Source organism: Gemmatimonadota bacterium (assembly GCA_016704275.1).
In the GTDB taxonomy this organism is placed as follows: Bacteria; Gemmatimonadota; Gemmatimonadetes; order Gemmatimonadales; family GWC2-71-9; genus Palsa-1233.
The window spans coordinates 1-22,389 of sequence record JADJAK010000009.1 but is presented as its reverse complement, the minus strand read 5'-3'; the positions used below and the strand labels follow the sequence as shown (position 1 = coordinate 22,389).

General features: G+C 69.0%; 29 protein-coding genes. 8 read left to right on the top strand and 21 right to left on the bottom strand.

The annotated features are described in order from the left end of the window. Window positions 1-27: 27 nt before the first annotated feature. The 7 genes from IPG05_15430 to IPG05_15400 form a co-directional block, all read right to left on the bottom strand. A complete protein-coding gene (locus IPG05_15430; protein MBK6496468.1) occupies window positions 28-477 on the bottom strand; it encodes a peptidylprolyl isomerase in 450 nt (149 codons plus the stop codon). A gap of 72 nt (window positions 478-549) precedes the next feature. Further along, complete coding sequence (nth, locus tag IPG05_15425) at window positions 550-1,206, bottom strand: endonuclease III (GenBank protein ID MBK6496467.1); 657 nt, start codon at window positions 1,204-1,206, stop codon at window positions 550-552. Beyond that, on the bottom strand, window positions 1,207-2,925 hold the full coding sequence (polX, locus tag IPG05_15420; GenBank protein MBK6496466.1) for a DNA polymerase/3'-5' exonuclease PolX: 1,719 nt from the start codon (window positions 2,923-2,925) through the stop codon (window positions 1,207-1,209). A 1-nt stretch (window position 2,926) separates the two neighbouring features. After that, window positions 2,927-3,562 (bottom strand): hypothetical protein, encoded by a 636-nt coding sequence (locus IPG05_15415; protein MBK6496465.1) that lies wholly within the window; start codon window positions 3,560-3,562, stop codon window positions 2,927-2,929. Continuing rightward, window positions 3,559-4,398: an alpha/beta hydrolase gene (locus tag IPG05_15410; GenBank protein MBK6496464.1), complete on the bottom strand. Its 840-nt coding sequence runs from the start codon at window positions 4,396-4,398 to the stop codon at window positions 3,559-3,561. Before IPG05_15410 ends, IPG05_15415 begins: the two co-directional genes overlap by 4 nt. Next, window positions 4,395-4,856: a GAF domain-containing protein gene (locus IPG05_15405; GenBank protein MBK6496463.1), complete on the bottom strand. Its 462-nt coding sequence runs from the start codon at window positions 4,854-4,856 to the stop codon at window positions 4,395-4,397. Before IPG05_15405 ends, IPG05_15410 begins: the two co-directional genes overlap by 4 nt. Next, a complete protein-coding gene (locus IPG05_15400; GenBank protein ID MBK6496462.1) occupies window positions 4,853-5,236 on the bottom strand; it encodes a PDZ domain-containing protein in 384 nt (127 codons plus the stop codon). Before IPG05_15400 ends, IPG05_15405 begins: the two co-directional genes overlap by 4 nt. Before the next feature lie 68 nt (window positions 5,237-5,304). Here IPG05_15400 and IPG05_15395 point away from each other — a divergent pair, with 68 nt between their 5' ends. From IPG05_15395 to IPG05_15375, 5 genes are read left to right on the top strand one after another with little or no spacing between them, the layout of a single operon-like run. Beyond that, complete coding sequence (locus IPG05_15395) at window positions 5,305-5,874, top strand: hypothetical protein (GenBank protein ID MBK6496461.1); 570 nt, start codon at window positions 5,305-5,307, stop codon at window positions 5,872-5,874. After that, window positions 5,871-6,608, top strand: coding sequence for an energy-coupling factor transporter transmembrane protein EcfT (locus tag IPG05_15390; protein ID MBK6496460.1), 738 nt, complete (start codon window positions 5,871-5,873; stop codon window positions 6,606-6,608). Before IPG05_15395 ends, IPG05_15390 begins: the two co-directional genes overlap by 4 nt. Beyond that, complete coding sequence (locus IPG05_15385) at window positions 6,605-6,919, top strand: ATP-binding cassette domain-containing protein (GenBank protein MBK6496459.1); 315 nt, start codon at window positions 6,605-6,607, stop codon at window positions 6,917-6,919. Before IPG05_15390 ends, IPG05_15385 begins: the two co-directional genes overlap by 4 nt. Further along, window positions 6,813-8,267 carry an ABC transporter ATP-binding protein gene (locus tag IPG05_15380; protein MBK6496458.1) on the top strand — a complete coding sequence of 485 codons (1,455 nt, stop codon included), beginning with the start codon at window positions 6,813-6,815 and terminating at the stop codon, window positions 8,265-8,267. Before IPG05_15385 ends, IPG05_15380 begins: the two co-directional genes overlap by 107 nt. Before the next feature lie 9 nt (window positions 8,268-8,276). Then, entirely contained in the window at window positions 8,277-9,320 is a 1,044-nt protein-coding gene (locus IPG05_15375) for a HEAT repeat domain-containing protein (GenBank protein MBK6496457.1), read from the top strand. A gap of 12 nt (window positions 9,321-9,332) precedes the next feature. Here the strand turns inward: IPG05_15375 and IPG05_15370 are convergent, their stop codons facing one another. Next, window positions 9,333-10,409 carry a M20/M25/M40 family metallo-hydrolase gene (locus IPG05_15370; GenBank protein MBK6496456.1) on the bottom strand — a complete coding sequence of 359 codons (1,077 nt, stop codon included), beginning with the start codon at window positions 10,407-10,409 and terminating at the stop codon, window positions 9,333-9,335. Window positions 10,410-10,520: 111 nt separating this feature from the next. Here IPG05_15370 and IPG05_15365 point away from each other — a divergent pair, with 111 nt between their 5' ends. Next, window positions 10,521-11,294 carry a 1-acyl-sn-glycerol-3-phosphate acyltransferase gene (locus tag IPG05_15365; protein ID MBK6496455.1) on the top strand — a complete coding sequence of 258 codons (774 nt, stop codon included), beginning with the start codon at window positions 10,521-10,523 and terminating at the stop codon, window positions 11,292-11,294. On the opposite strand, the gene IPG05_15360 is transcribed toward IPG05_15365, so the two are convergent. Genes IPG05_15360 through IPG05_15350 form a run of 3 tightly spaced genes read right to left on the bottom strand, consistent with a single transcriptional unit; the run spans window position 11,291 to window position 12,854 of the window. Continuing rightward, complete coding sequence (locus IPG05_15360) at window positions 11,291-11,509, bottom strand: hypothetical protein (GenBank protein MBK6496454.1); 219 nt, start codon at window positions 11,507-11,509, stop codon at window positions 11,291-11,293. The genes IPG05_15365 and IPG05_15360 overlap by 4 nt on opposite strands. Then, window positions 11,506-11,961: a DUF411 domain-containing protein gene (locus IPG05_15355; GenBank protein MBK6496453.1), complete on the bottom strand. Its 456-nt coding sequence runs from the start codon at window positions 11,959-11,961 to the stop codon at window positions 11,506-11,508. The genes IPG05_15360 and IPG05_15355 overlap by 4 nt, the downstream gene beginning before the upstream one ends. Next, window positions 11,961-12,854, bottom strand: a complete 894-nt coding sequence (locus tag IPG05_15350; GenBank protein MBK6496452.1) for a hypothetical protein — start codon at window positions 12,852-12,854, stop codon at window positions 11,961-11,963. Before IPG05_15350 ends, IPG05_15355 begins: the two co-directional genes overlap by 1 nt. A 125-nt stretch (window positions 12,855-12,979) precedes the next feature. On the opposite strand from IPG05_15350, the gene IPG05_15345 reads away from it, so the two are divergent. After that, window positions 12,980-14,461, top strand: coding sequence for a bifunctional metallophosphatase/5'-nucleotidase (locus IPG05_15345; GenBank protein MBK6496451.1), 1,482 nt, complete (start codon window positions 12,980-12,982; stop codon window positions 14,459-14,461). Then, a complete protein-coding gene (locus tag IPG05_15340; GenBank protein MBK6496450.1) occupies window positions 14,458-15,012 on the top strand; it encodes a RidA family protein in 555 nt (184 codons plus the stop codon). The genes IPG05_15345 and IPG05_15340 overlap by 4 nt, the downstream gene beginning before the upstream one ends. Before the next feature lie 93 nt (window positions 15,013-15,105). On the opposite strand, the gene IPG05_15335 is transcribed toward IPG05_15340, so the two are convergent. The 10 genes from IPG05_15335 to IPG05_15290 form a co-directional block, all read right to left on the bottom strand. Beyond that, complete coding sequence (locus IPG05_15335; protein MBK6496449.1) at window positions 15,106-15,471, bottom strand: hypothetical protein; 366 nt, start codon at window positions 15,469-15,471, stop codon at window positions 15,106-15,108. Window positions 15,472-15,517: 46 nt separating this feature from the next. Then, a complete protein-coding gene (locus IPG05_15330; GenBank protein MBK6496448.1) occupies window positions 15,518-16,045 on the bottom strand; it encodes a putative metal-dependent hydrolase in 528 nt (175 codons plus the stop codon). Continuing rightward, on the bottom strand, window positions 16,038-16,643 hold the full coding sequence (locus IPG05_15325; GenBank protein ID MBK6496447.1) for a YdeI/OmpD-associated family protein: 606 nt from the start codon (window positions 16,641-16,643) through the stop codon (window positions 16,038-16,040). The genes IPG05_15330 and IPG05_15325 overlap by 8 nt, the downstream gene beginning before the upstream one ends. A gap of 37 nt (window positions 16,644-16,680) precedes the next feature. Beyond that, window positions 16,681-17,142 carry a DUF481 domain-containing protein gene (locus IPG05_15320; protein ID MBK6496446.1) on the bottom strand — a complete coding sequence of 154 codons (462 nt, stop codon included), beginning with the start codon at window positions 17,140-17,142 and terminating at the stop codon, window positions 16,681-16,683. Next, window positions 17,024-17,473, bottom strand: a complete 450-nt coding sequence (locus tag IPG05_15315; protein MBK6496445.1) for a DUF481 domain-containing protein — start codon at window positions 17,471-17,473, stop codon at window positions 17,024-17,026. Before IPG05_15315 ends, IPG05_15320 begins: the two co-directional genes overlap by 119 nt. Before the next feature lie 106 nt (window positions 17,474-17,579). Continuing rightward, window positions 17,580-18,281: a DUF481 domain-containing protein gene (locus tag IPG05_15310; protein MBK6496444.1), complete on the bottom strand. Its 702-nt coding sequence runs from the start codon at window positions 18,279-18,281 to the stop codon at window positions 17,580-17,582. 65 nt (window positions 18,282-18,346) lie between these two features. Next, window positions 18,347-18,793, bottom strand: a complete 447-nt coding sequence (locus IPG05_15305; GenBank protein MBK6496443.1) for a DinB family protein — start codon at window positions 18,791-18,793, stop codon at window positions 18,347-18,349. A gap of 21 nt (window positions 18,794-18,814) precedes the next feature. After that, a complete protein-coding gene (locus tag IPG05_15300; protein MBK6496442.1) occupies window positions 18,815-20,212 on the bottom strand; it encodes an Ig-like domain-containing protein in 1,398 nt (465 codons plus the stop codon). Window positions 20,213-20,241: 29 nt separating this feature from the next. Continuing rightward, window positions 20,242-21,591: a hypothetical protein gene (locus IPG05_15295; GenBank protein MBK6496441.1), complete on the bottom strand. Its 1,350-nt coding sequence runs from the start codon at window positions 21,589-21,591 to the stop codon at window positions 20,242-20,244. 178 nt (window positions 21,592-21,769) lie between these two features. Next, window positions 21,770-22,210: a hypothetical protein gene (locus IPG05_15290; protein ID MBK6496440.1), complete on the bottom strand. Its 441-nt coding sequence runs from the start codon at window positions 22,208-22,210 to the stop codon at window positions 21,770-21,772. Between the last annotated feature and the right edge of the window lie 179 nt (window positions 22,211-22,389).

Sequence of the window (22,389 nt, the reverse complement as noted above, 5' to 3'; positions counted from 1 at the left end):
CGAGGGCTGCGAGTTCGACGTGCAGGGTCAGCTCACCCGGATCGAGGTGATGACGTCGCCCTGCTTGATCGCATTGACCACGTCCATCCCCTCGGTGACCTGCCCGAAGACGGTGTGGATGCCGTCGAGGTGCGGCTGCGGCGAATGCGCGATGAAGAACTGCGAGCCGCCGGTGTCCTTGCCGGCATGCGCCATCGAGAGCGAGCCGGCCGCGTGCTTGTGCGGGTTGCCCTTGGTCTCGCACTTGATGGTCCAGCCCGGACCGCCGGTGCCGACGCGCGGGTTGTTCGGATCCTTCGAGAGCGGATCGCCACCCTGAATCACGAAGTTGTTGATGACGCGGTGGAAGCGCACGCCGTCATAGAACTCGCTGTTGGCAAGCTTCTCGAAATTCTCGACCGTTCCCGGCGCGGCCTCAGGAAAGAGCTCGGCCGTGATGGTGCCGCGGGCGGTGACGAGAGTGGCAGTCTTGGACATCGGAAAGATCCTCAAAAAGTGAAGCTACAATATACGATGATCGATGATCGTCCATCGATGATCGATCATCGATCATCGATCATCCTGCCGGCTCGGACACAGGTCATTCAGCACGCACTCCCCGCACCTCGGCCGATTCGCGATGCACACCCGCCGCCCGTGCCAGATCAGCAGGTGGGAGACCAGGGCCCAGTCATCCCGAGGGATGAGTGGCATCAGCTCCTGTTCCAGCTTGACCGCATCGGTGGCCCGCGAGAGGCCCAGCAGGCGGGAGAGGCGGAGGACATGGGTGTCCACCGTGATCCCCTCGCTGAGCCCGAAGGCATTGCCGAGGACGACGTTGGCCGTCTTCCGGCCGACACCCGGCAGCGGCCGCAGCTCGGCCATGGTCCGGGGCACCTCGCCGTCGAACTCCGCCACCAGCCCCTGGGCCATCCCGATGAGCGACTTCGCCTTGTTGCGGAAGAAGCCGGTGGAGCGGATCAGCTCCTCGACGTCTTCCTGTTTCGCCGCCGCAAGCGCGTGCGCATCGGGGTAGCGCGCAAAGAGCGCCGGCGTGACCAGGTTGACCCGCACGTCGGTGCACTGGGCCGAGAGGATCGTTGCGGCGAGCAACTCGAAGGCGTTGCGGTAGTCGAGCTCGCAGTGGGCGTCGGGGTACTCGGCCTTGAGCCGCGCGAGCAGTTCCAGCACGCGGCTCGCCCTGGCGGCCTTGGCCTCCCGTGCCATCTATGGACGACGAGCGCGTGCGAAGCGGAGGAAGCCGTCGGCGTCGCGACAGTTGAGGATGTCGTCGCGGCCGAGGCCGCCCTTTCGTGCCACCCCGACGCCCCAGCGCACATTGGCGAGCCCCGCCACGGTGTGCGCATCGCTGCCGATGGTGATCATCACGCCCGCGGCACGTGCCGCGCGCAGCACGCGCCAATCGAGATCGAGGCGATGCGGGTCCGCGTTGATCTCGATCGCCACCCGGTTGGCAGCCGCCACCTCGAAGATGCGGTCGAGATCGAGTGGGTACGGCTCCCGCGCCAGCAGCAGCCGCCCGGTGGGATGGCCGAGAATCGCGAGATACGGCGAGGTCAGGGCACGACAGATCCGGACGGTCATCTCCTCGCGCGTCAACGTGAAGCGCGAATGGACCGAGCCGATGATGAAGTCGAAACCGGCGAGGATGTCGTCGGGATAGTCGAGCGCACCATCGGCGAGGATGTCGCTCTCGATCCCCTTGAGCACGCGAATGCCGGGCATCGCCGCGTTGACGGCGTCGATTTCGTCCCACTGCCGGCGCAAGTCATCGGGCTGCATCCCGCCCGCATAGGCCGCCGCGCGCGAGTGATCGGTGATGCCGCAGTAGGCATAGCCTTCGGCGAGGCAGGCCGCCGCGATCTCCGCCACCGAGTTGCTGCCGTCGGAATAGGTGGTGTGGCAGTGCAGGAAGCCGCGCAGATCACTGCGCTCGAGCAGCCGCGGCACCGGCGCCGTCAGTTCGGTGCCGGCCTCGCGGAGCTCGGGCGGGATCCAGGGCAGGCCGAGCGCGTGGTAGAGGGACTCCTCGCTTGGCGTCGGGACGAAGCGACTCCCCTGCCAGAGCGCGGTGCCGGCGAGCGTGAAGCCGCGCGACGTCGCGTGGGCCGCGAGGTCGGCGAGGTGCTCGGCACTGCCGGTGGCCTGCACGAGGACGGCGCCGAGATTCTGCGGCGGAGTCACGATGACCTGCACCGCGGTGCCGGCTGCGAGCCGCAGCGTGGCGCGACGCTCGTCCTGTCCGGCGATTTCACGGGCCCCAGGCAGCGCGCTCAAGGCCCGGAAGATCTCCTCCGGAGGGACATCGGCCACCAGCACCACGACCAGCTCGCGCACCGTTTCCATCCGGCGGCGCACCTCGCCGGCAATGTGCACGGCGACGACGTGCGGCATGCGGCTCAGCGCCTCGGCGAGCCCTTCGGCCTCGTCGTGCGCGTGGTGGATCAGCCGCGACTGGCTCGCCTGCCGGAGAAAGGCGATTCCCTTGGCGACGTTCTGCGCGGTTCGCTCGCCGAATCGCGGCAGCGCCGCGAGGCGACCATCACCAGCCGCCACTTCCAATTCGGCGAGCGTGTCGATGCGCAGCGTCTGATGGATGGCGCGCACCTTGGAGACGCCGAGGCCGGAGAGCTGGAGCATCTCGACGAGGCCGGGCGGGACTTCGCGGCGCAACTCCTCGAGGAGTTCGGCACGGCCGGTCTGGACCAGTTCGGTGATGGTCTGCAGGATCGCGGGACCAATGCCTTTCGCGTCGGCCAGCGAGCCGTCGGCGATGGCTTCCTCGAGTGGCGCAGCAAAGCCCTCCACCGTCTTGGCGGCGGCGGTGAAGGCGCGCACGCGGAAGGTGTTCTCGCCCTTGAGTTCGAGGTACGCCGCGATCTGGTCGAGCGCGCGCGCGACTGCCGTCCGATCCATCACCGCCATCTCAGCGCTCCTCTCCGATCCGGGCCGCGCGCCACCCGAGCAGCATCAGCTCCTCAGGGGCCGCGACCGAATGCAATCCTGCCGTGTCGCCACCGGGCATCGTCGGCGCAAACAACGCGACGCCGTCCTCGCGTGCCATCGGCCCGGGGGCATCTCCTTGCACCACGACCACCGCCAACCCCGGACGCTCGGGATGCACGCCGAAGCACGCCACCATCCGGAGCCCGTTGCCATCAGGGAGCGCGAACCAGCCGTCCAGCGGCTCGTGCGGCTCGCCATCGGACAACTGCGCCCAGACCAGGCGCGGAGCGATCTGAATGTACTGCGTGGTTCGGGGCGGCGTGCCGATCGCCATCGCCGGCGCACAGAGGCGTTGCGTGGTGGCGAGGTCGATCGATTGCGTGTGACACCCCGCGGCCCAGAAACAGTAGGCGGCGTGGGTGAAGGCGACGAAATCATCCATCGCCTCACCGACGCCCTCGTCCGGCCGCATCCCCCGCAGCAGCTCCACCACCGCCTCGGCCAGCAGGAAGTGGTCGAGATCCGGCGCATCGCCGACGGCGTCGCGTACCGCCGGGAAATGTTCCTCGGCGAGCCCGCCGAAGACGAGCGTGAACGGATGCGGGCGGTCTGTCATGCGCGCGGCAAGAACGGGTCGAGGGCCGCACGGAAGTCCGCTGCCGCCTCGACGTACGGCACGTGCCCGCAATCGTGCAGCACGACGCAGGGCGCGCGCAGGGCGGCCGCCGTGGCCTCGGCGGTCGCGAGCGGAATCGGATCGTCGTCGCCGTGCACGACGATGGCCTTCACGTCGAGTGCACGGAGCGCGGGGCGCAGGTCGAAGTCCTCGCCGAGGGAGTTCCAGACTTCCTGCTGCGTGCGGCCGGTGAGGCGGAACGGCGTCAACTCACCGACCCGCGACGGATCGTGGAAGTAGCCGGCGACGGCGAGCTCGAAGAGGCGTTGATTGTAGGCCGGAATGTCGTGCGCCCGGAGGCCACTCTCCTGCAGTGCCTTCCGCTGGGCGAGCAGCTCCGGCGTGGCATTGCGGGCGGCGAGTGCCGCCTCATACACGGCCCGTTCCTGCTTCGCCGCCGGTGCCGGCGAGACGAGCGCGAGCGACGCGACGCGCGTCGGGTGCGTCACGGCGTAGAGCATCGCGAGCAGCCCGCCCCACGAGTAGCCGAGGAGATGCAGCTGCTCGAGCCCCCAGACATCGCGCAGCGCCTCAAGATCGGCGACCTGTTCGCGCCAACCGACGGCAACATCGCGCGCCACCGGCGAGCGGCCACCACCGCGCTGATCGTAGTAGACCAGCGTGCGGTGGGTCGCGAGGGCATCCATGCCGGGGAGGAGGTAGTCGTGATGCGCACCGGGGCCGCCATGCAGCACGATGACCTCGGGGCCCTCGCCGATGCGTCGTTCGAAGAGCGAGACGCCGCGCACCTGGCGCGTGATGGTGCGTTCCGTCACAGCAGGACCGCGAGCGCCTCCGCCACCTGCCGCACGGCGCGCTCCTCCTCGGGGGTGAATGGATCGAGGACATCGGAGTCGACATCGATCTGGCCGAGGATCTGGGTGCCGCGGCGGATCAGGACGACCAGCTCCGAGCGCGTGAAGAGATTGCAGGCGATGTAATTCTCGCGGCCCTGCACGTCGCCGACGTTCTGATCCTGTCCCGTGGCGACGGCAGTGCCGCAGACGCCCTTGCCGACCGGAATGCGATCGTGCTCGGTGTCGCGCCCGCTGTAGGCCTCGAGCACCAGCTCGTTGCCGTGCAGCATGTAGAGGTACACCGAGGTGTACGGTGCACCCGCTCCCTGGATCAGCTCCGCGGCGAGGGTCAGCATCTCCTGCCGCGGGACTGCGTGGTTGAACGCCGAGCGCAGTCGCGTGACGACGCGATCGGCATCGAGCACCGGCTGACTCACGAACCGGGCCGCACGCCGAGGATCACCGCGACCGACTTCTCGGCGCCTTCGCGCTGGAAGACGACCGTGATGGTGTCGCCCGGCTTGTGGTTCCGGAGCACTTCGGTCATCGACTGCAGGTCGATGGTCGGCTTGCCGGCCATCTTGAGCAGGGTGTCCCCGGCCTTGAGCCCGGCCTTTTCGGCAGGCGAGCCGGCGGTGACGCCGTTCAGGTAGATCCCGGCCGTGGAGTTGTCCATGTCGGGGATCGAGCCGAACCAGGCGCCGTAGCCGGTGACCGGGGCGGGAGCGGGGGCCGGCTTCTTGGGATCGACGGGCCGCTGGGCGGCCGCCGGCGAAGCGGCAAGAACTACGAGAGCGAGCGCAGTGAGGACGCGCATGAGACATTCCGGGTTGAGGTACCCCTAGATTCTAGCGGCTCCACTCCCCCCAGACCACGTCGGGTGCCGTGTCACCACGCCTCTTCGCCCTCATCCCTGCCGCCGTCGCGATCAACCTGGTCATCGGGCGGATCGTGAACGAGCTCTCGCTCCCGGTCTACCTCGACACCCTCGGGACGATGCTGGTCGCGGTCCTGGCTGGCCTCCCCGGCGGGTTGCTGGTGGGAACGATTTCCCAACTGCTCTCCGGGATGCTCTCCGGCTACCAGTGGATGGCGTTCACCCCGTTGCAGTGGCTGGTCGCGCTGCTGGCGGTGGCGGCGGCACGCAGCGGCGGATTTCGGGGGTCGTGGCGGACCGGCCTCTGGGGCGTCGGCACCGGGCTGGCCTGCGGCGCGGCCTCCGCGGTCATCTCCTACCTGTTGTTTCGGGGTGTGACGGCCGGCGGGGTGACGGCGGTCAGCACCCTGCTCCGCTCGCTGGGGGCGCCGCTGTCGGTGGCGGTCACCGCCGCCTCGCTTTCGACCGACGTCCTCGACAAGACGGCCGCCTTCCTCGTCGTCGGCGCCCTGCTCCGTGCCCTGCCGCGGCGGATTCTTGGCCGCTTCCCCCTCGGTGCCAAGGCGGTCGGCCGATGAGCCGTGGCCTGGCCGCGCGGGCGCACCCGTTCACCGCCGGGAGCGTGTCGCTGGCGATGGTGCTGCTGGCCGTGCTGGTCCCGGCACCGAATGGCCCGCCGCTGCTCTACGCGGCGGTCTGCCTGATCGCCCTCCTCACCGGCGTCGGGCGCGCTGTGCGGCAAGGAATGCTGCTCGCCGCGCCGCTCTGGATCCTCCTCTTCCTGATGCATGGCGTGCTGGGCGAGGGGCCGCGGATCGACGCCCCGTGGGGTGGCACGCTCTCCGCGTCCGGCATCGCGTGGGCCATTGAGCAAGGGAGTCGACTCGCCGCGATCGTCACCGCCTCGCTCGCCTTTGCCCTTGCCTTCGATCCGCACCGCTTTCTTCAGGCGGCGATTGCCCGGCGCTGGCCCTTCAGCGTGGCGTTCCTGGTCGTCGCCACCCTCGATGCCATGGGCCGCTTCGGCGAACAGGCCACCCGGCTGCGTGAGGCCCAGCGCACCCGCGGCCTCAAGGTGCGCGGATCGATCGCGACCCGCGCCCGCGCCATCCCCGCCCTGGTCTTCCCGCTGTTGCTCGCGTCGCTGACCGAGGCCGACGAGCAGGCGCTCGCGCTCGAGACCCGCGGGCTCACCGCCCCGGGGCGCCGCACGGCACTGGATCCGCCGGCCGACGGTGCCCTCGATCATCTGGTCCGCTGGAGTGCGCTCGCGGTGGTGCTGGTGATGCTCTGGTGGCGAGTGACGCGATGAGCGCGCTCGCGACGCAGGCACTTCGCATTCGCTACCCGGCGCAATCGCACTGGGCCCTCGACGGCGTGACGCTCGACGTCGCGCCCGGCGCCATCACCTGGCTGACCGGCGCGCTCGGCAGCGGCACCAGCACGCTCTTGCTGGCGATGGCCGGACTCGCACCCCGATTGACGGGCGGCGAGCGGACCGGAGCGGTCCTCCTCGATGGGCGCGACGTGGCGACGCTGGCACCGCTGCCGCACGGCATCGCCTCACCTCGGGCCGACCCCGGCGCTGCAGTTGAGCGGGATCGCCGCCACGGTGCGCGATGAGATCGCCGTCGGGCCGATGAACCTCGGCTGGCCGGTGGAGCAGATTCGCGCCGCGGCAGACGACGCGATGCAGCGGCTTGGTATAGGGCATCTCGCCGATCGGGCGCCTCGTGCCCTGTCCGGTGGCGAACAGCAGCGCGTGCTGCTCGCGGCGCTTGCCGCGACGTCTCCGACGCTCTGGCTGCTCGACGAACCCTTCTCGGCCCTCGACGCGAGCAGCCGCGCCCACGTACAGCAGTGGCTGCGCGGGCTCGCCGCGGGCGGCGCCACCGTGGTGATCGCCTGCGACGAGGCCGACACGATGGCCGACCTGGCTGATCGATTGGTCGTGCTGCAGCGTGGTGCCGTGGCACTCGACGGCGCGCCGTCCACCTTGCTCGCGAGTGATGCGATCCTCGCCACCGGTGCGGCAACCACCGAGGCAGCGACGCTCGCCGCCGCGGCGCAGATGCCGGCCCCGCGCCCGATCCACACCTCGTCATTGCTGGATGCGGCGGGCCTCACGGCACCGGCCGCGGTGTCGAGTACGCTCGCGGCGCCGATCGGGAGCGGCGCACCGCTGCTCGAATGCCGCGACGTGCAGTTCGCCTATCGCGACGGCCCCGCAGTGCTTCGCGGCGTCTCGCTCGCGGTGCACGCCGGCGAGGCGGTCGGGTTGTTCGGCGCGAACGGTGCCGGCAAGTCGACGCTGTTGCGGCTCGCCATGGCCCTGGATCATCCGACGCAGGGCGTCGTCGCGGCCCGCGGGCTCGACACCCGCGGCCGGCACCCCGAGGACCTGGCCCCCGCCGTTGGATTCCTCTTTCAGCAGCCGGAACGACAACTCTTTTCGGCGTCGGTGCGGGCCGAATGCGCGGTCGGCCCACGGCTCGCTGGATGGAACAGCACGCAGGTGGCCGACGCGGTCGCGGCCGTGCTCACCGAACTCGGGTTGGAGGACGTGGCCGACGAACACCCGTATGACCTGCCAGTGCCCCGCCGCCGCCTGGTGGCACTCGCGGCGGTGCTGGCAACCGACCCCGAACTCCTGCTGCTCGACGAGCCGACCGCCGCGCTGGACGGTGCCTCACGCACGCGCGTCGCGGGGGTCGTTCGCGCGCGGGTGGCGCGCGGGCGGGCGGTGGTGGCGATTACGCATGATGCGGCCTTTGCCCACGAGGCACTCGACCGCGCCCTCTGGCTGCGCGATGGGCGGATCACCATGGAGGGAGCGACCCGGAGCGTCCTCTCCGCCGGGGGGCATGACCTTCCCGCGACGCTGCTCGCCGCCCTTGCCCTCGGCCTCCCGCCGGGAGAGGATCGCCACGTGGCGGTCGCGGCCGCGCTCTCGCGCCGCCAAACGCGCTAGATTGCGCATATGCCCGTGCCACTCATCGCCCTGCTCGCTTCGTCGTTGCACGAGGCGAGTGCCTCCGGAAAGGATCCGGCCAGCTACGCGCGCGCGGTGTCGTTGCTGGCGCGTGCCGTCGGAGGCTCGGCGGTTGCCATTGCGGTTGACGACGATGCCCTGCTCGTCAACGGCATTCCGGTGCCGGCGAATGCCCCGGGTGTCTCGCAGGTCGTCGAGGCGCTGGCCAAACTCCGCTTGGGTGGCCTGAGCATTCCACCCCAGGTGGAGGCGTCGCGGTGGCGGGATCTCGTCGAACTGCTCGTCGGGGCGCCGGTGCAATACCCCGACCCGGCCTCGTTCGTCGCTGCACTGCTCCTCATTGTCCCGGGCGCCAGTGTGCATCCGATGTCCTCCCCCCGGACGCCGGTCGGTGATGCGGGCGTGGCACCGCGTCCGATGCCGACCGATGAATGGGGTGGGAGTGAGATGATCACCCTCGGGACCACCGACGTCGAGCGCGCGGGGATGTCGACCCGCCTCGACCCGATCCTCGAGCGTGGCCGAGCGGCGGTGGACGCGAACGATGAGGCGACGCTGGCGGAGGTCTTGCTCGAGTTGTCGACCCTGGATGTCTCGGCGGCCGACGCGGTGAGTGTCCGGGCCGAGCGGCGTCGGCTGGCTCCGCCGCGCGTGCTCGAGGCGATGGCGCGTCGACTCACCGAGCCGATGTCCCCTGCCGTGATTGCCAAGGCGCTGACGACCTTCGGGGCGGAGGCCGCCGACGCCATCGTCGAAGTGATGCGCGATGCCCATCACCGCGCGGCCCGGCACACCTACATCGCGGCGCTGGCGGAGATGCCGGACGCCGAAGGGACGATCCTGGCGGCCTTGACCGGCAGCGACCCGCAGGTGGTGTCGGATGTGGCAGAAGCGGCCGGCCGTCGGATGATGTTCACCGCGGTGCCGACGCTGGCACAACTGCTCAAGCACCACGAGGAGGTCGTGCGCACCGCGGCGTGGCGCGCCCTCGAACAGATCGACACCCCGGATGCCCGCCGCGCCCTGGCCTGAGCTGCGCTGGCGTTAGCGCGGGATGAGGTCGGTGCCGTGCTCGAGTCGACGCGCGGTTGCCGCCAACAGCGCCGCGGCATGTTCGATATCACTCAGCGCCGCCAATTCGTTGGGTGAGTGCATGTACCGCAGCGGCACCGACACCAGTGCCGTCGCGACGCCGCCGCGCGCGGTGAAGATGGCATCGGCGTCGGTGCCGGTGTACTTCGCTGCGCCCTGCACCGTGAACGGAATCCCCTCGGCGGTTGCGGTCTCCACCAACAGATCGAAGAGCACCGGGTTCACGGCGGCACCGCGCGAGAGGACCGGCCCGCTGCCGAGCTTCACCTCGCCATGGCGCTTCTTCTCGATCCCGGGCGAGTCGGTCGCATGCGTGACATCCACCACGATGGCGGCATGGGCGGCCAGTGCGGTGGCCGACGTGCGCGCTCCGCCGCCGGTGTACGCGATCTCTTCCTGCGTCGTCGCGACCGCCGTGACGGACAGGGCGGGACGATCGGCGGCGAGGCGGCGCAGCGCCTCGAGCACGACGAACGCCCCGATGCGGTTGTCGAGGGAACGCGAGACGATGCGGCCGTTCGGGAGGTGCGTGACGGTCGAGCCGAGCACGCCGGCGTCGCCGATCGCGATCAGCGCGAGCGCCTCGGCGCGTGACGTGGCGCCGATGTCGATCCAGAGGTCGTGCGGCTTCGAGAGCTTGTCGCGATCGACCTGATCCATCAGGTGGATCGCCTGCTTGCCGATCACCCCGGGGACGGCGCCGTTCCGCCCCAGCAGGACGACGCGCTGGCCGACGAAGACCTGCGGATCCCAGCCGCCGATCGGCTCGAAGTAGCAGAAGCCGTGCTCGTCGACGTGGACGAGCATGACCCCGATCTCGTCGATGTGCCCGGCGAACATCACCCGGAGTGCGTCGGATGGCCCGCTGGCGGGGTGCACCGTGGCGAAGGAGTTGCCGCCGACATCGGCGTGCACGTCATCGGCAAAGGCGGCGGCCTCGCGCCAGAGGCGGGCCGGGGCACGCTCGAAGCCGGAGGGCCCGGGGGCGTCGAGGAGGCGGGCGAGGAGGTCGATCGATGTCTGGTTCATGCGGAGAGTATAGGGTGACGAGTAACCAGTAACCAGTAACCTGTGACCCGGAACAGCGATCAAGGCACGGGTCACTGGTCACAGGTCACCGGTCACTTACTTTTCCGGCCCATGCTCACCCGCTTCCGAACCACCCTCGCCTCCATCTGGACCTGGACACTCCTGGCGCTGGCGCTGGTGGTGACGCTGCCGTGCGTGCTGCTCTACCGGGCGGTGGCGTGGCCGTGGGACCGCTGGAACTACCGGGGTGGCCGCTGGTTCCGGAACATCGGGCCGTTCGTGGCGTTCATCACGCCACGCTGGCGTTTCGAGACCCGGGGCGTGATGCCGGCCGATCCGCGGCACCCGTATGTGGTGGTGTCCAACCACGAGTCGTTCGCCGACATGCTGCTGCTCACCCACCTGCCGTGGGAGATGAAGTGGCTCAGCAAGGTCGAGATCTTCCGGATCCCCTTCCTCGGCTGGCTGCTCTGGGCGGCGATGGACATCGGCGTGAAGCGGGGCCGCGGCACCAGCGCGAAGGATGCGATGAACGAGTGCAAGCGGCGCCTGACGGACCGTGTCTCGGTGATGATCTTCCCCGAGGGGACGCGCTCACCGGAGGAGGCGATGCTGCCGTTCAAGGACGGCGCCTTCCGGCTGGCGGTCGAGGCGGGTGTCCCGATCCTCCCGTTGGCCCTCTACGGCACGCGCTACGCGATCGCCAAGCACGATTGGCGCATCGGGGCGACGCATGCGATTGTCGAAGTGTTGGCGCCGGAACCGACGGAAGGGCTGACCCAGGCCGATGTCCCGGCATTGCGGGAGCGGGTGCGGGAACGGATTCTGGCGGCGCGGAACCGACTGCGGGACGAACTGGCGCGCGAGCCGCTGCCGCAGCCCTAGCTGCGTCGGACGAGCCGCACGGCGCGGAGGCCCGGCAGGATCACGGCGAGGGTGGCCAGCAGCCAGATGCCGAGCATCGGCCAGCGCCAGGTCGGCCGCTGGTCGATGTGCCCCACAAAGAAGACGATCAGCGCCACCGCATCCACCGCGACGACGCCGATCACCATCCGTAGCACGGCGGCGCGGATCTGCGCCACCCGGTCCTGAATACTCATCGCTCGGCGAAGACCGTCGCCTTCCCCTTCGCATCGAAGGTGTAGACGGTGTAGCGCTGTGGCGGCCCCTGCTCCATTCCCGGCGAGCCGATCGGCATGCCCGGCACGGCGATCCCCTTCACGCCCGCCGGCTTCGTCTCGACGAGCTTCTTGATCAGCTCGGCCGGAACGTGCCCCTCCACCACGTACCCGTTGATGAAGGCGGTGTGGCACGACTCCAGCGCCGGCGTCACGCCGTTCGCCCGCTTCAGCGCCGTGAATTCCTCACGCGCTTCGACGGTGACGGTGAAGCCCTTGGTCTTCAGGTAGTCCACCCACGACTGGCAGCAGCCGCACGACGGCGACTTCACCACGCGAATCGCGAGCGGTGCCGGCGGTGCGTCCGTCGAGGCGGCCAAGGAGGCCGCCCCGACGAGGAGCACGGTCGCCGCAACGATCGAGCGGACCCGCATCAATCGCGGACCAGGATCAGGAACTTCCCGCCGTCCCAGAATTCCGGCGACGAGATGTGCAGGTCGCCCTTCACCTTGCCGTTCGACATCACGGTCGAGGCGAGGAAGGAGGCGCTCTGCCGCGTCACGATGCGGTATTCCTTGTTCGGCTCCGGCACCGTGAGGACGGTGTCACGACGACGATCGAGGCGCTGGAAGAGTTCCGGCTTGAGATCGCGCGCCGGCTGCAGCGTCTTGCTCCCGAAGACCAGGAACTTGCTCCCCTCGGTCACCAGGATGCCGCGCTTGAGCAGCTCCTCCTTGGTGCCGACCGCGTAGTACACGACGTGGCTCTCGTCGATGACGCGGACGAGGGTGTCCTGCACCGCGGTCTTCTCGGTGGTCAACTGCGCCGTCTTCTGATTCAGCGTGTCGACCTTCGAGGTCAGGGTCGCAATCTGGACCTTCTGCTCCGTGATCATCGCCTCCTGCTCCTGGGCGGCGGTGCGGAGGTCGTTGATCGACTTCTGGAAGGTGTCCAGCTGGGCGACGAGCTTGGTCCGCTCCGCCGAGAGGCCGCCGATCCGCTTCTTCTGGGCCTCGATCTGCTGCTCGGCGGCGTCGAGGCGGGCGATCACCTCGCGTACCTTGCCGAGGAGGACCGCGCGCTCTTCGGCGCGGCCGGCGAGCGGCCGATCTCCACCGGCGACCGGCGAGACGCCAAGCGCCTTGACGCGGGCGAGATCGGTGTTGATCTCGGTGACCATCTGCGTGGCGGCCAGCACATCGGCCACGAGGGAGTCCTTCTGTTCGGTGACCCGCTGCTGTTCCAGCACGAGCTGGTCGTAGGACTTCTTGCTGACACAACCGCTCAGTGCAACGACGGCCGCAATGGCCAGACCGATCTTCCGCATGGCAACATCCTCTGTAAGGTGAACGACGGGGGGGACGCCCCGCGGGCGGAACGATGCACAGAAGGGCGCTGGCGGGCCAGCCCCCCGGGGGCAGATTGCGGGGTTGCCCCTTTCCCGGACCCGCCATGCGCCGTGCCCTGCACCTGCTGATTGCCTTGGTCCTGACCCTCCCTGGCGCCTCCCAGGCGCAGGGGCGGGGCCCCCGGACCGCGACCTTTCTGCATTTCAACGATGTCTACGAAATCGGCGCCATTGACGGCGGGAAGATCGGCGGACTGGCCCGCGTGGCGACCTTCGCCAAGCAGCTCCGGCGGACCCTGCCCGGGGTGGTGACCACCCTCGGCGGCGACTTCCTCTCTCCCTCGGCCCTCGGCCTGGCGGAGATCGGGGGGGAGCGACTGGCCGGCCGCCAGATGGTATCGGTCCTGAACGCCGTCGGCGTGAGCTGGGCCACCCTCGGCAACCACGAGTTCGACGTCCGCGAGGCCGAATTCCGCGCCCGGATGGCGGAGGCGCGCTTTCCGGTGGTGGTCTCGAACGTGGTCGACAGCAGCGGGACGCGCTTCCCGAACACCGTCGCCTCGGCGGTGCTGCGGCTCCGCACGGCGGGCGGCACGCTCCGGGTGGGACTGATCGGGGTGGTGCTCCGCGACAACGCCCCGGCGTGGACCCGCTTCGAGGAGCCGCTCGCGGCCGCCTCCCGCGAGGTCACCGCCCTCGCCGATAGCAACGTCGACGTGATCATCGCGCTGACGCACCTGACGCTCGCCGCCGACCAGCAGCTGGCGGAACAGATTCCCCAGATCGCGCTGATCATGGGCGGCCACGAACACGAGAACTACCTGATCCGCCGCGGACCGCACTTCACGCCGATCGTGAAGGCCGACGCCAATATCCGCAGCGTGGCGCTGGTGCGGCTGACCCTGCCGGGTCGGGGTGCCCGGCCTGTGGTCGATGTGCGCTTCGTGCCGATCGATTCGTCCCTGCGCGAAGATCCAGCCGTCGCGCGGGAGGTATCCACCTGGGTGGCCCGCGGCGACTCGGCCTATCGTGCCGCCGGGATGGACCCGACCGCCACCGTCACGAAGCTGACCGAGGCACTCGACGGCCGCGAGGCGACGGTGCGGGTGCGCCCGGGTCGCCTCACCACCGTGATCGCCGAGGCGTTGCGGGCCGAAGTGCCGGGCGCCGAGGTGGGGTTGATGAACGGCGGATCGATCCGGATCGACGACGTCATCGCCCCCGGGCCGATCACCCAGTACGACGTGATCCGCGTGCTTCCCTTCGGGGGCCGGGTGAGCGGCACCACGATGACCGGCGCGCTGCTCGAGCAGGTGCTGCAGCAGGGCGAGACCAATCGCGGCACCGGCGGTTATCTCCATCCCGTTGGCGTCACGCGCGACGGAGAGCGCTGGCTGGTCGGCGGTGCACCACTGGACCCGGCGAGGCGCTACACCGTGGCGACCACTGACTTCCTTCTGACAGGGAAGGAGAAGGGGCTCGGCTACCTTGCCCCGGGCAACGCCGGCCTCGGCCCGATCATCAATTACCGCGACATCCGCCAGGCCGTGATCGATCGGCTCCGCGCGGTGTACGGCGCGCCATGAGACTCATTCCCCACTTCCCCCGGACGACGATGCGACCGACTGCTGCTGCCCTGCTGACCATCGGACTGACGCTCACCGCCTGCGCACCCCCCGCACCGCGCACACCGCCGGGCGTGATGCCGACGCCCTCCGCCACGCCGGAGCGGATCGTCGCGCCCTCCGTCCCGACGCTCGATGGCATGCCGGCCGCGGTTCGCGTCGGCTTCACGGTGCAGGTCTCGGGGATGGTGCCGGTCGATTCGGCCGGCCGCCTCGTCGGGACCGACCTCAACGGCCAGGTCCGCCAGGCACTGGGCAACTTCGTCACCGTCGTGCGCGCCGCGCGCGGCGTCCCCGGCGACGTGGTCCGCCTGACCGTCTACCTCCGCGATCCCTCGACCGAGGCCGTCGAGACCGTGCGCACCGCCATCCTCGACGTGCTCGGGAAGGACGCGCCACCCGCCCTCACCGTGGTCGGCGTGAGTGCCCTGCCCGAAGCGGCGATGCGGGTGATGATCGAGGGGACGGCACAGCTGAGGAGTGAGTTTCCGGATCGGACGAGACGGCCCTAAGCGAGAAGCGAGAAGCGAGAAGCGAGAAGCGTGGCCCAGCGGAGAGATCTTCCCGCCGAGCCACGCTTCTCGCTTCTCCCTTCTCGCTTCTCGTTACACCCCTGGCGCCTGCCACAACTCCACCCGATTCCCTTCCGGGTCATCGAGCCAGGCGAAGTCGCCGTCGATGGTTTCCTGGCGTTCGGCGAGGGTGACACCGAGTTCACCGAGCTGTTCGGTGAGGGCGTCGAGGTCGTTCACGTACCAGGTGATCTCGACCTGGCGACGGTCATGCGCGAGCGGGTGCTTCGCCTGATGAATCGAGAAGGAGAGGCCGCCGAAGTCACACCACCACTCGTGGCTGCCGGGTTCGCGGGTGAAGAAGAGGCCGAGGTGGCGCTCGTACCAGTGCGCGAGGGAATCCGCATTGTCGGCAAAGAGGACGATGCCCCCGATCCCGACGACCTTCTGTCGCTCCATCTGCGATCTCCAAGTAAGGAAGAAACGAGCGTGAGCTGCGGTGCCGCTACCAGCCCCGGCTGTTGCACAGGGCGATGATCTGCGCGGTATGGTGCTGACCATGCCAGGCGTAGAGCGCCAGGGTGTGGCCGAGCGTGAAGGTCTTGTTGTACTCGGGGTGCACAAAGGTGCGGTGCAGCGCCGCGTCGTCAAGGGTGGACAGCAGCATCCCCCAGCGAACGTGGAGTCCTTCGAGCATCTCCAGCGACGGCGCCACCGTGAGGTGCGTCGAGTCGGGGAGCTTGGCGAACGCCTCCTGCGAATAGGGGCGAATGACCGGATTCTCCTCGGTCAGCGCCAGCTTGAAGCGCATATAGGCGTTGAGGTGGGAGTCCGCCAGATGGTGGACGATCTGGCGGATGGTCCAGCCGCCGTCGCGATAGGGCGTGTCGAGCGCGGCATTGTCGAGGCTCGACACGGTCGCGCGGAGTGCGCGCGGCAGCTCGGCGATGGCGCCGCGCCACATGGCCACGAGATGCTCGTCCCACCCGGTGGGCGCGACGAAGGGTCCGATCGGGTAGCGTGGGTCACTCATGGCGACATTTCTCTCCAGACCAGTGGTCGTCGAAGGCGATCAGGTTGATGCCGCGCCAGCCGGCAGCGTGTACCGCAGCCCAGCCATGGTCGCGGGTGAGCGTCGTGGCGCGGCCGGAGGACTGCTTCGGGTACGCCACCCAGAGGGTGCCACCAGGGACGAGTGCTTTGAGGGCCGTCGGGAGACGGCGGACGAGTGCTTCGGCTGTGAGGGCGTAGAGGACCACCACGTCAGCGTTCGCCGTTGCCGCTCGACTGACGCGTTCGACGCCGGCGGGCAGTGCGGCGAAGGTCGCGCGCGCCGCCGTGTCGGCATCGAGGACCAGCAGCCGCTGCCCGGCGCGGAGGCTCATCTTGGCGACGGTCGGCCGGGTCGAATTGGTGGCGACGCGCGCCGGCTGGTCGCTGCGCAACATGTCGAGGGTCTTCGCCAGCCGCCGCGCCCGCGTCTCCGGCTTCTTCGCGGTGAGCAGGGCCTCGATGTGTTCCCGCTGATGGGTATAGGCGAGCGCGCTGAACACCTTGCGCAGCGCCGGCTCCGCGCGGAGCGCCGCCCGCAGATCGGGCGGTTCGGCCAGCGGCGGTCGGGGCGAGGTCATGCGCATGGCTCGCGACCGGGGATCGAGCGCGCCATCATCAGAGCGTGATCTGGATGCCGGAGGTGAAGAGGCGGTCCGTCGAAAGGAAGCCCGGCTGCGGCAGGCCGTCGTAGCGGATCACATAACTCAACTTCACGCCGACCTCCTTGGTGATCGGGGCGACGACGGTGCTCTCGGTGTTGATGCGGAGGTCTTCCTTCTCGCGGAAGTTCGGCAGCAACTCGATCGTCTGTGCAAACGAGGCCTTGGCGCCGAGCTTCTGGGTATAGGCCGTCGCCGCGCGCCCACCGAGGAAGTCCTGATTCGGCCGCTTGGTCGGGTCGACCGATCGCTGTGCCGTCACCGAGACGCCGCCCTCGAGGGTGAGGCGGTGGCGCGGGTCAGCGTGGAGCAACGCCGTCAGCCCGGTGTTGGTCGCGATGCGGGACGCGAGGCCGGCGAAAGACGTTGCGCTCGTAGTTGACCTGGGCGTAGATGCCGAAGGTGGTCTGCAGCGAATAGTCCGAGCGCACCTGCGCCCGATAGAGCGAGGTGACCGTCTTCCCCTTGCTGCGCCCGTGCACCAGCGAGAACTGCTGCGAGATGGTGACCACGCCGAACTTGGCGCTGACCCGGTCGCCGAGGTTCAAGGTTTGGACCGACGAATTGCCCGCGGTGCTGACGTAGCCGAGGTCGCCGGTGAACTTGATCACGTTGGGGGGCTTCGGCGCGGGCGTCGGTGCCACCGGCGGGGCCACGGCACCGGTCGGCGGTGGCGTCGTGCCGGCCTGCGCCGCCAGCCCAACGGGCAGCAGCGCGAGGACGAGGGCACGGCGGGCGATGGGGAACATGGAGTGGCTCCGGCGGGCACGACGCGACAGGACGACGCCCGCCACCTGCCAGGCGCCCGGATCCCCAGAAAGTAACCCTTCCGCGGCCCGGACGCCCCCGGCCTGATCAGAATGCCAGCTGCAGTCCCGTGGTGAGAATCCGATCTGTTTTGCGGAAGCCCGTTTCGGGAAGTCCGTCGTAGCGAATCACGTAGCTGGCCTTCATCGCGACCCCGCTCGCGAGCGGGGCGGTGAGCGCGGTTTCGCTGTTGATGCGGAGATCGTCGCTGGTCTTGAAATTCGGCAGGAACTCGAGCGTCTGCCCGAAGCTCGCCTTGGGTCCGAGCTGGCGCGCGTAGAGCAGCGCCCCGCGTCCCGCCGCGAACTCCGCGCTCTCGCCGACCGCCACGGCATTCTGCCAGGTGTAGCCGCCGCCGATCTCGGCGCGGAGCTTGTCCTTCTCCGCGTCGACGAGCTTCGCGGCGATGCCGAGCTGCGGCGCATAGCGCGACGAGATGCCGGCGAAGGTGTTGCGGTCGAACTCGGTGACCACGAAGAGCGAGACCTTGGAGGAGAGCTCCCGAGCGCCGCGCAGCGAGGCGAGCCAGAGCGAGGTGTTCACCTCGCCGTCGTTCTTGCCGTACACCACGCCACCGGTCTGGGTGAACTTCCACCCCTTCTGGGTGGCCTCGAGCTTGTTGCCGAGGTTGACGGAGGTGATCTCGGTGTTGCCGGTGGTATTCACGAAGCCGGCGTCCACGGTGAACTTCACGGTCTTGGCCGTGTCGGCGGGCGCGAGGGCGCTCATCGCCAGGAGTAGGGTGATCATGCGCCAATAATAAAACGGCCGAGGCGGGAAGTTCCCTGCCTCGGCCGCCGGTCCTGCGGGGGTGGTTACGCGCCGCGGGCGAAGACGATGAAATCGGTCGAGATTGGCGTCCCCTCTTCCTGGCGAATGCCGAGCATCACCTGGCCGCGGTGATACATCCCGTGCAGGCAGACGTGGTGGAGGATCTCGGCGACAGTGTTGTCGAACCGTTCGCCGCGGGTATTGGCGTAGCTGACGACCCGCTCGCCATCACCATCGTCGAGCGCGCCCTGCATCATCACGAACTCGGCATGATTGGTGGCCGCGAGCTGGCGACATTCCTCGAGGGAGAGTGTCGGCCACACCAGCACATCACCGCTCCGGCCGGCAATCCGGGCCAGCCACACCGCCTCGGCGCCGAGGACGTGCGCGTAAAGCCGCAGCAGCTCGGCGTCGGGCATCGGCAACGTGGCCAGCGCATCCGCGGTACGGAGGTCGGCCCAGATCAGGTGGTCGAGGAGGCGGGTAAGCATCGCGGCGGTGTCTCCGGAAGACTATTGCGGCGGGACGCCGATGACGAGGGGGCGGTAGTTCCTGGGCCCAAACAGCACCGCGTCTGCCTTCGGACCGACGGCGCGGCAGACGACGGCGGACGAGCCCGCGACACGGCCGCACGCATGGAAGACCTGAACCCCGTCGAGCCAGCTTTCAAGCACGAGCCCACCAAAGTCGGCCGCCCGCCAGACAATCGACCCTCTTCCTTCAAAGTCGACATGACTGGTGGCGCCAGACGTGCCCGCATGGAGCGAGGAGAACTGCAGCCGGTTCATCGTGATGTCACGGACGTTGCCAAAGCCGGCGAGCGCGACCGGCGTCGGGCCCATCAGGGCGACGACGGCGCCATCGGAGAACCTCCATCCTTCCCCCCAGCACCAGACACCGCCCAGCAACGCGACGCCGCAGACGGTGGAGTGGAGATCGTCGAGGGCGAGGTCGGCGAACGGCACCGCCGAATTGACGACGGTAGGGCGCATGCTGGCGCCCGGCTGGGGCTGGCCCACCCTGGCAGCGTCGTTCCTCGCCCAGCACCACGCGACCCCTTCCGCAGTGAGGCCACAGCCGGTGTCGAAGCCGAGGCGAATGCGCGCGAACGGCTGGTTGGTGGAGATGGCCGTCGGCGGAATCTCGGTATTCGATGCGGCCGGGGCGTCGAGGATATTGTCGCCGGTGTTGCGCCCCCAGCACCATCCCTGACCGGTTGCCGAGAGGCCACAGTACGCGCCCGAGGTTGAGGAGGAGCCGCTCGTGAGGCCATGCAACGCCGGGTACGTCCCGGCGACCTCATTGAACGTCGCGAAGCTGCCGTCGGCGGCACGGGTGAAGCACCAGAGCCGCCCCGATTCGGCGACGGCACAGCTGCTCACGACTTCCGTGAAGCGGGTCGTTCCAGGCGCGACCACGCGCGCCGACGGATTGGCAGCGCCGAAGCCGGGATGACCACCACAGGAGAGGATGCCATCGGAATCCACGATGCAGTAACCGAAATTAAAGCCGCTCGTCATCGAACGGATGGCGAGGCTCGACCCCGTGGCAGTCAGCTGAGCTGATGGCAGATCGCCGATCTGTGCCAGGAGGCGCTGCGTCCCGATGACGGCGCCGAGCCGCCACCAGGTCCGTGCAATCCCATCGTCATCGGTGATAACCGTTGCCGGTTCCGGAACCGCATAGGCGTCGGTGGTGGTGAAGGTGACCGTCTCGCCGGGGATGGGGACACCCGAGGGGTCGGTGACGCGGACGACGACTTCATTGCCGAGCCGGTAGCCGGGCGTCCCGGTCTGACCCGAGCCGCTCACGACCTGCACGGCGGTGGCGACGGGGGGGCCGGTGACCGGATCCTCACCACAGGCGGCCAGGACCCCGGCCGCGACGAGCACTGACATGGCAATGCGCATGGTGACCTCGTGGGTGAAGCGTGAGCGTGCTACTGCGGGGGAATGCCGAACACTGGCGGGAGCGGGCCGGTGCCAGGATATCGTGAGACGACAAGATTTCGCGCAGAGACGCAGAGCGTACCAGAGGCGCCTGCGGCCGCACCGCAGGTGACGTCGCGGCCGGTGCGGTTGGTGAAATCGCTGATCGGTACGGCCGTGTAGGTGACGAAATCATTGCTGACGGCCGCCCCGTCCACGAAGGGGAAGGCACCCCAGGCGGAGCCGGTTCGGTTGCCGTTGAGGGTGACCAGCGCGTAGGCTATCTGCGTGAGGTCGGTCGCATTCTCCCGGCCCGGGATCGCGACTGGTACCCGACCAATCGGTGTGGTCACGTCGGTGCCACGCATGCCCGTCCCCAGCCCCCAGCACCAGAGGCCGCCGGTGATCGCAACACCACACGCCGTGTCGTCCCAATCGCCCATCGCGATCCGCGAGAAACGGGTCGGGGTGGAGACGCGCGCGGGAATCGTCGTGGTCGTGGGGGGGAGCTGCCCTGTCTGGCCCTGCCGATTGCGACCCCAGCACCACACCTCACCGACTGCGGTCAGGGCGCAGCCGCCCTCCCAGCCGATCTCGATCATCGTGAAACGCTCCGTGGTGTTGATCGGCGTGGGTGAGGGCACCACGACACCATCGGAGGGGATGAAGCCGAACTGAAACTTGTCGTTGCGACCCCAGCACATTGCCTCGCCCACGGCACTGAGTGCGCAATAGGCGGGTACGTGCGTTGCCACGCCACTCCCACTCATCCCGTGCAGCATCGGATAACTGCCCGCCAACTCGGCCAGACCGGTGACCGTCCCGTCAACGCCCAGTGTGAAGCACCAGATTCGCCCCGATTCCGCGATCGCGCATCCCTTCATGCCGATCGCGGTGTCATCCACGAGCACGACCTCGTTGAACCGCATCGTCCCGCCGACCGCAGCCCAGGCCGGATTCGCCGCGCCGAGCGTCGGCGGCAGGCCGCATCGCAAGACGCCGTCGGCATACACCACGCACATGCCGGGGCCGCCACCAGTGACGTACTTCGGCGATTGACTCGCAGCCGCCGCGGTGAAGTTCGCGGCGGGAATTTCTGCACCAGCGACCGTGGCCGCGAGCGATTGACTCCCGATGCCGTAGCCTAGGCGCCACGCCGTGCGCGCGACACCTTCGGCATCGGTGACGGCGCGATTCGGTTCGGCCACCGCACCCGACTCGGTGCTCGCGAAGTTGATCGTGGCGCCCGCGACCGGATCGCCGCGCTGATCGACGAGGCGCACCGCCACCTCGGCGCCGAGCCGATATCCCGGCGTGCCGCTCTGCGAGTTCCCGCTGACGACCTGCAGCGCACTGGCCACCGGGGGCGCGACAACAGGGTCCTCGGCACAGCCGAGGACCGCAAGAAGAGCGCACGCCAGAAGGTACGACGAGTGGCGCATGAGGCACCTGCGCGAGAGGGGTGAGAACTATTTCTCCTTTACGATACCCCTCGCACACGCCCCCCGCCACCGATGGCGGGGAGCCGGTCCGTCAGGCTCAGACCACGTTCCAACCTGCGCGATAGGGTCGCGTGAGGTACTGGTTGGCACCGACCTGATTGGTGAAGGCCATCTTCGCTGCGTCGTACTGCAACTTCTGCGGACCCGAGTTGAGTGCGGCGGCGTGACGCACGGCGGCGACGCCGAGGTGCATCGTCTCGACGAGCTTCGCGGCGTACTCAATCGGCGACGAGGCGACGTCGGTGCCCTTGATGGCGTTGACCCAGTTCATCTCGTGGGTCGTGGTGACGCGCCGCTCGGTCTTGGGCACCTTCTTGGCCTCTTCCATGAGGGCGGCCGGGAAGAGTTGCGGCTTGGCACCATACGTCTGGTGCACCAGCACTCCCTTCTCGCCGACGATGAAGACACCACCCTCGGTGACGTACTTGAAGTCGTCCGGGAGCGCGGCCTGGCCGCGGCGCGTGAGCCGGTCCGCCATCATACCAATACATCTTGAAGGCCGGGCGCGTCGCTGTGGCTGCAAACTCTACTGCACGTTGGTCGCCATCGGGAAGGAGGCCGCATTGGTGCGGGTCCGCCGAAGGGCGTCGACGATCCCTCGACCGTGGTCGGGTGGTCGAGGCCGAGCGCGTAGAAGAGCCGTCGACCGTGGGCGCC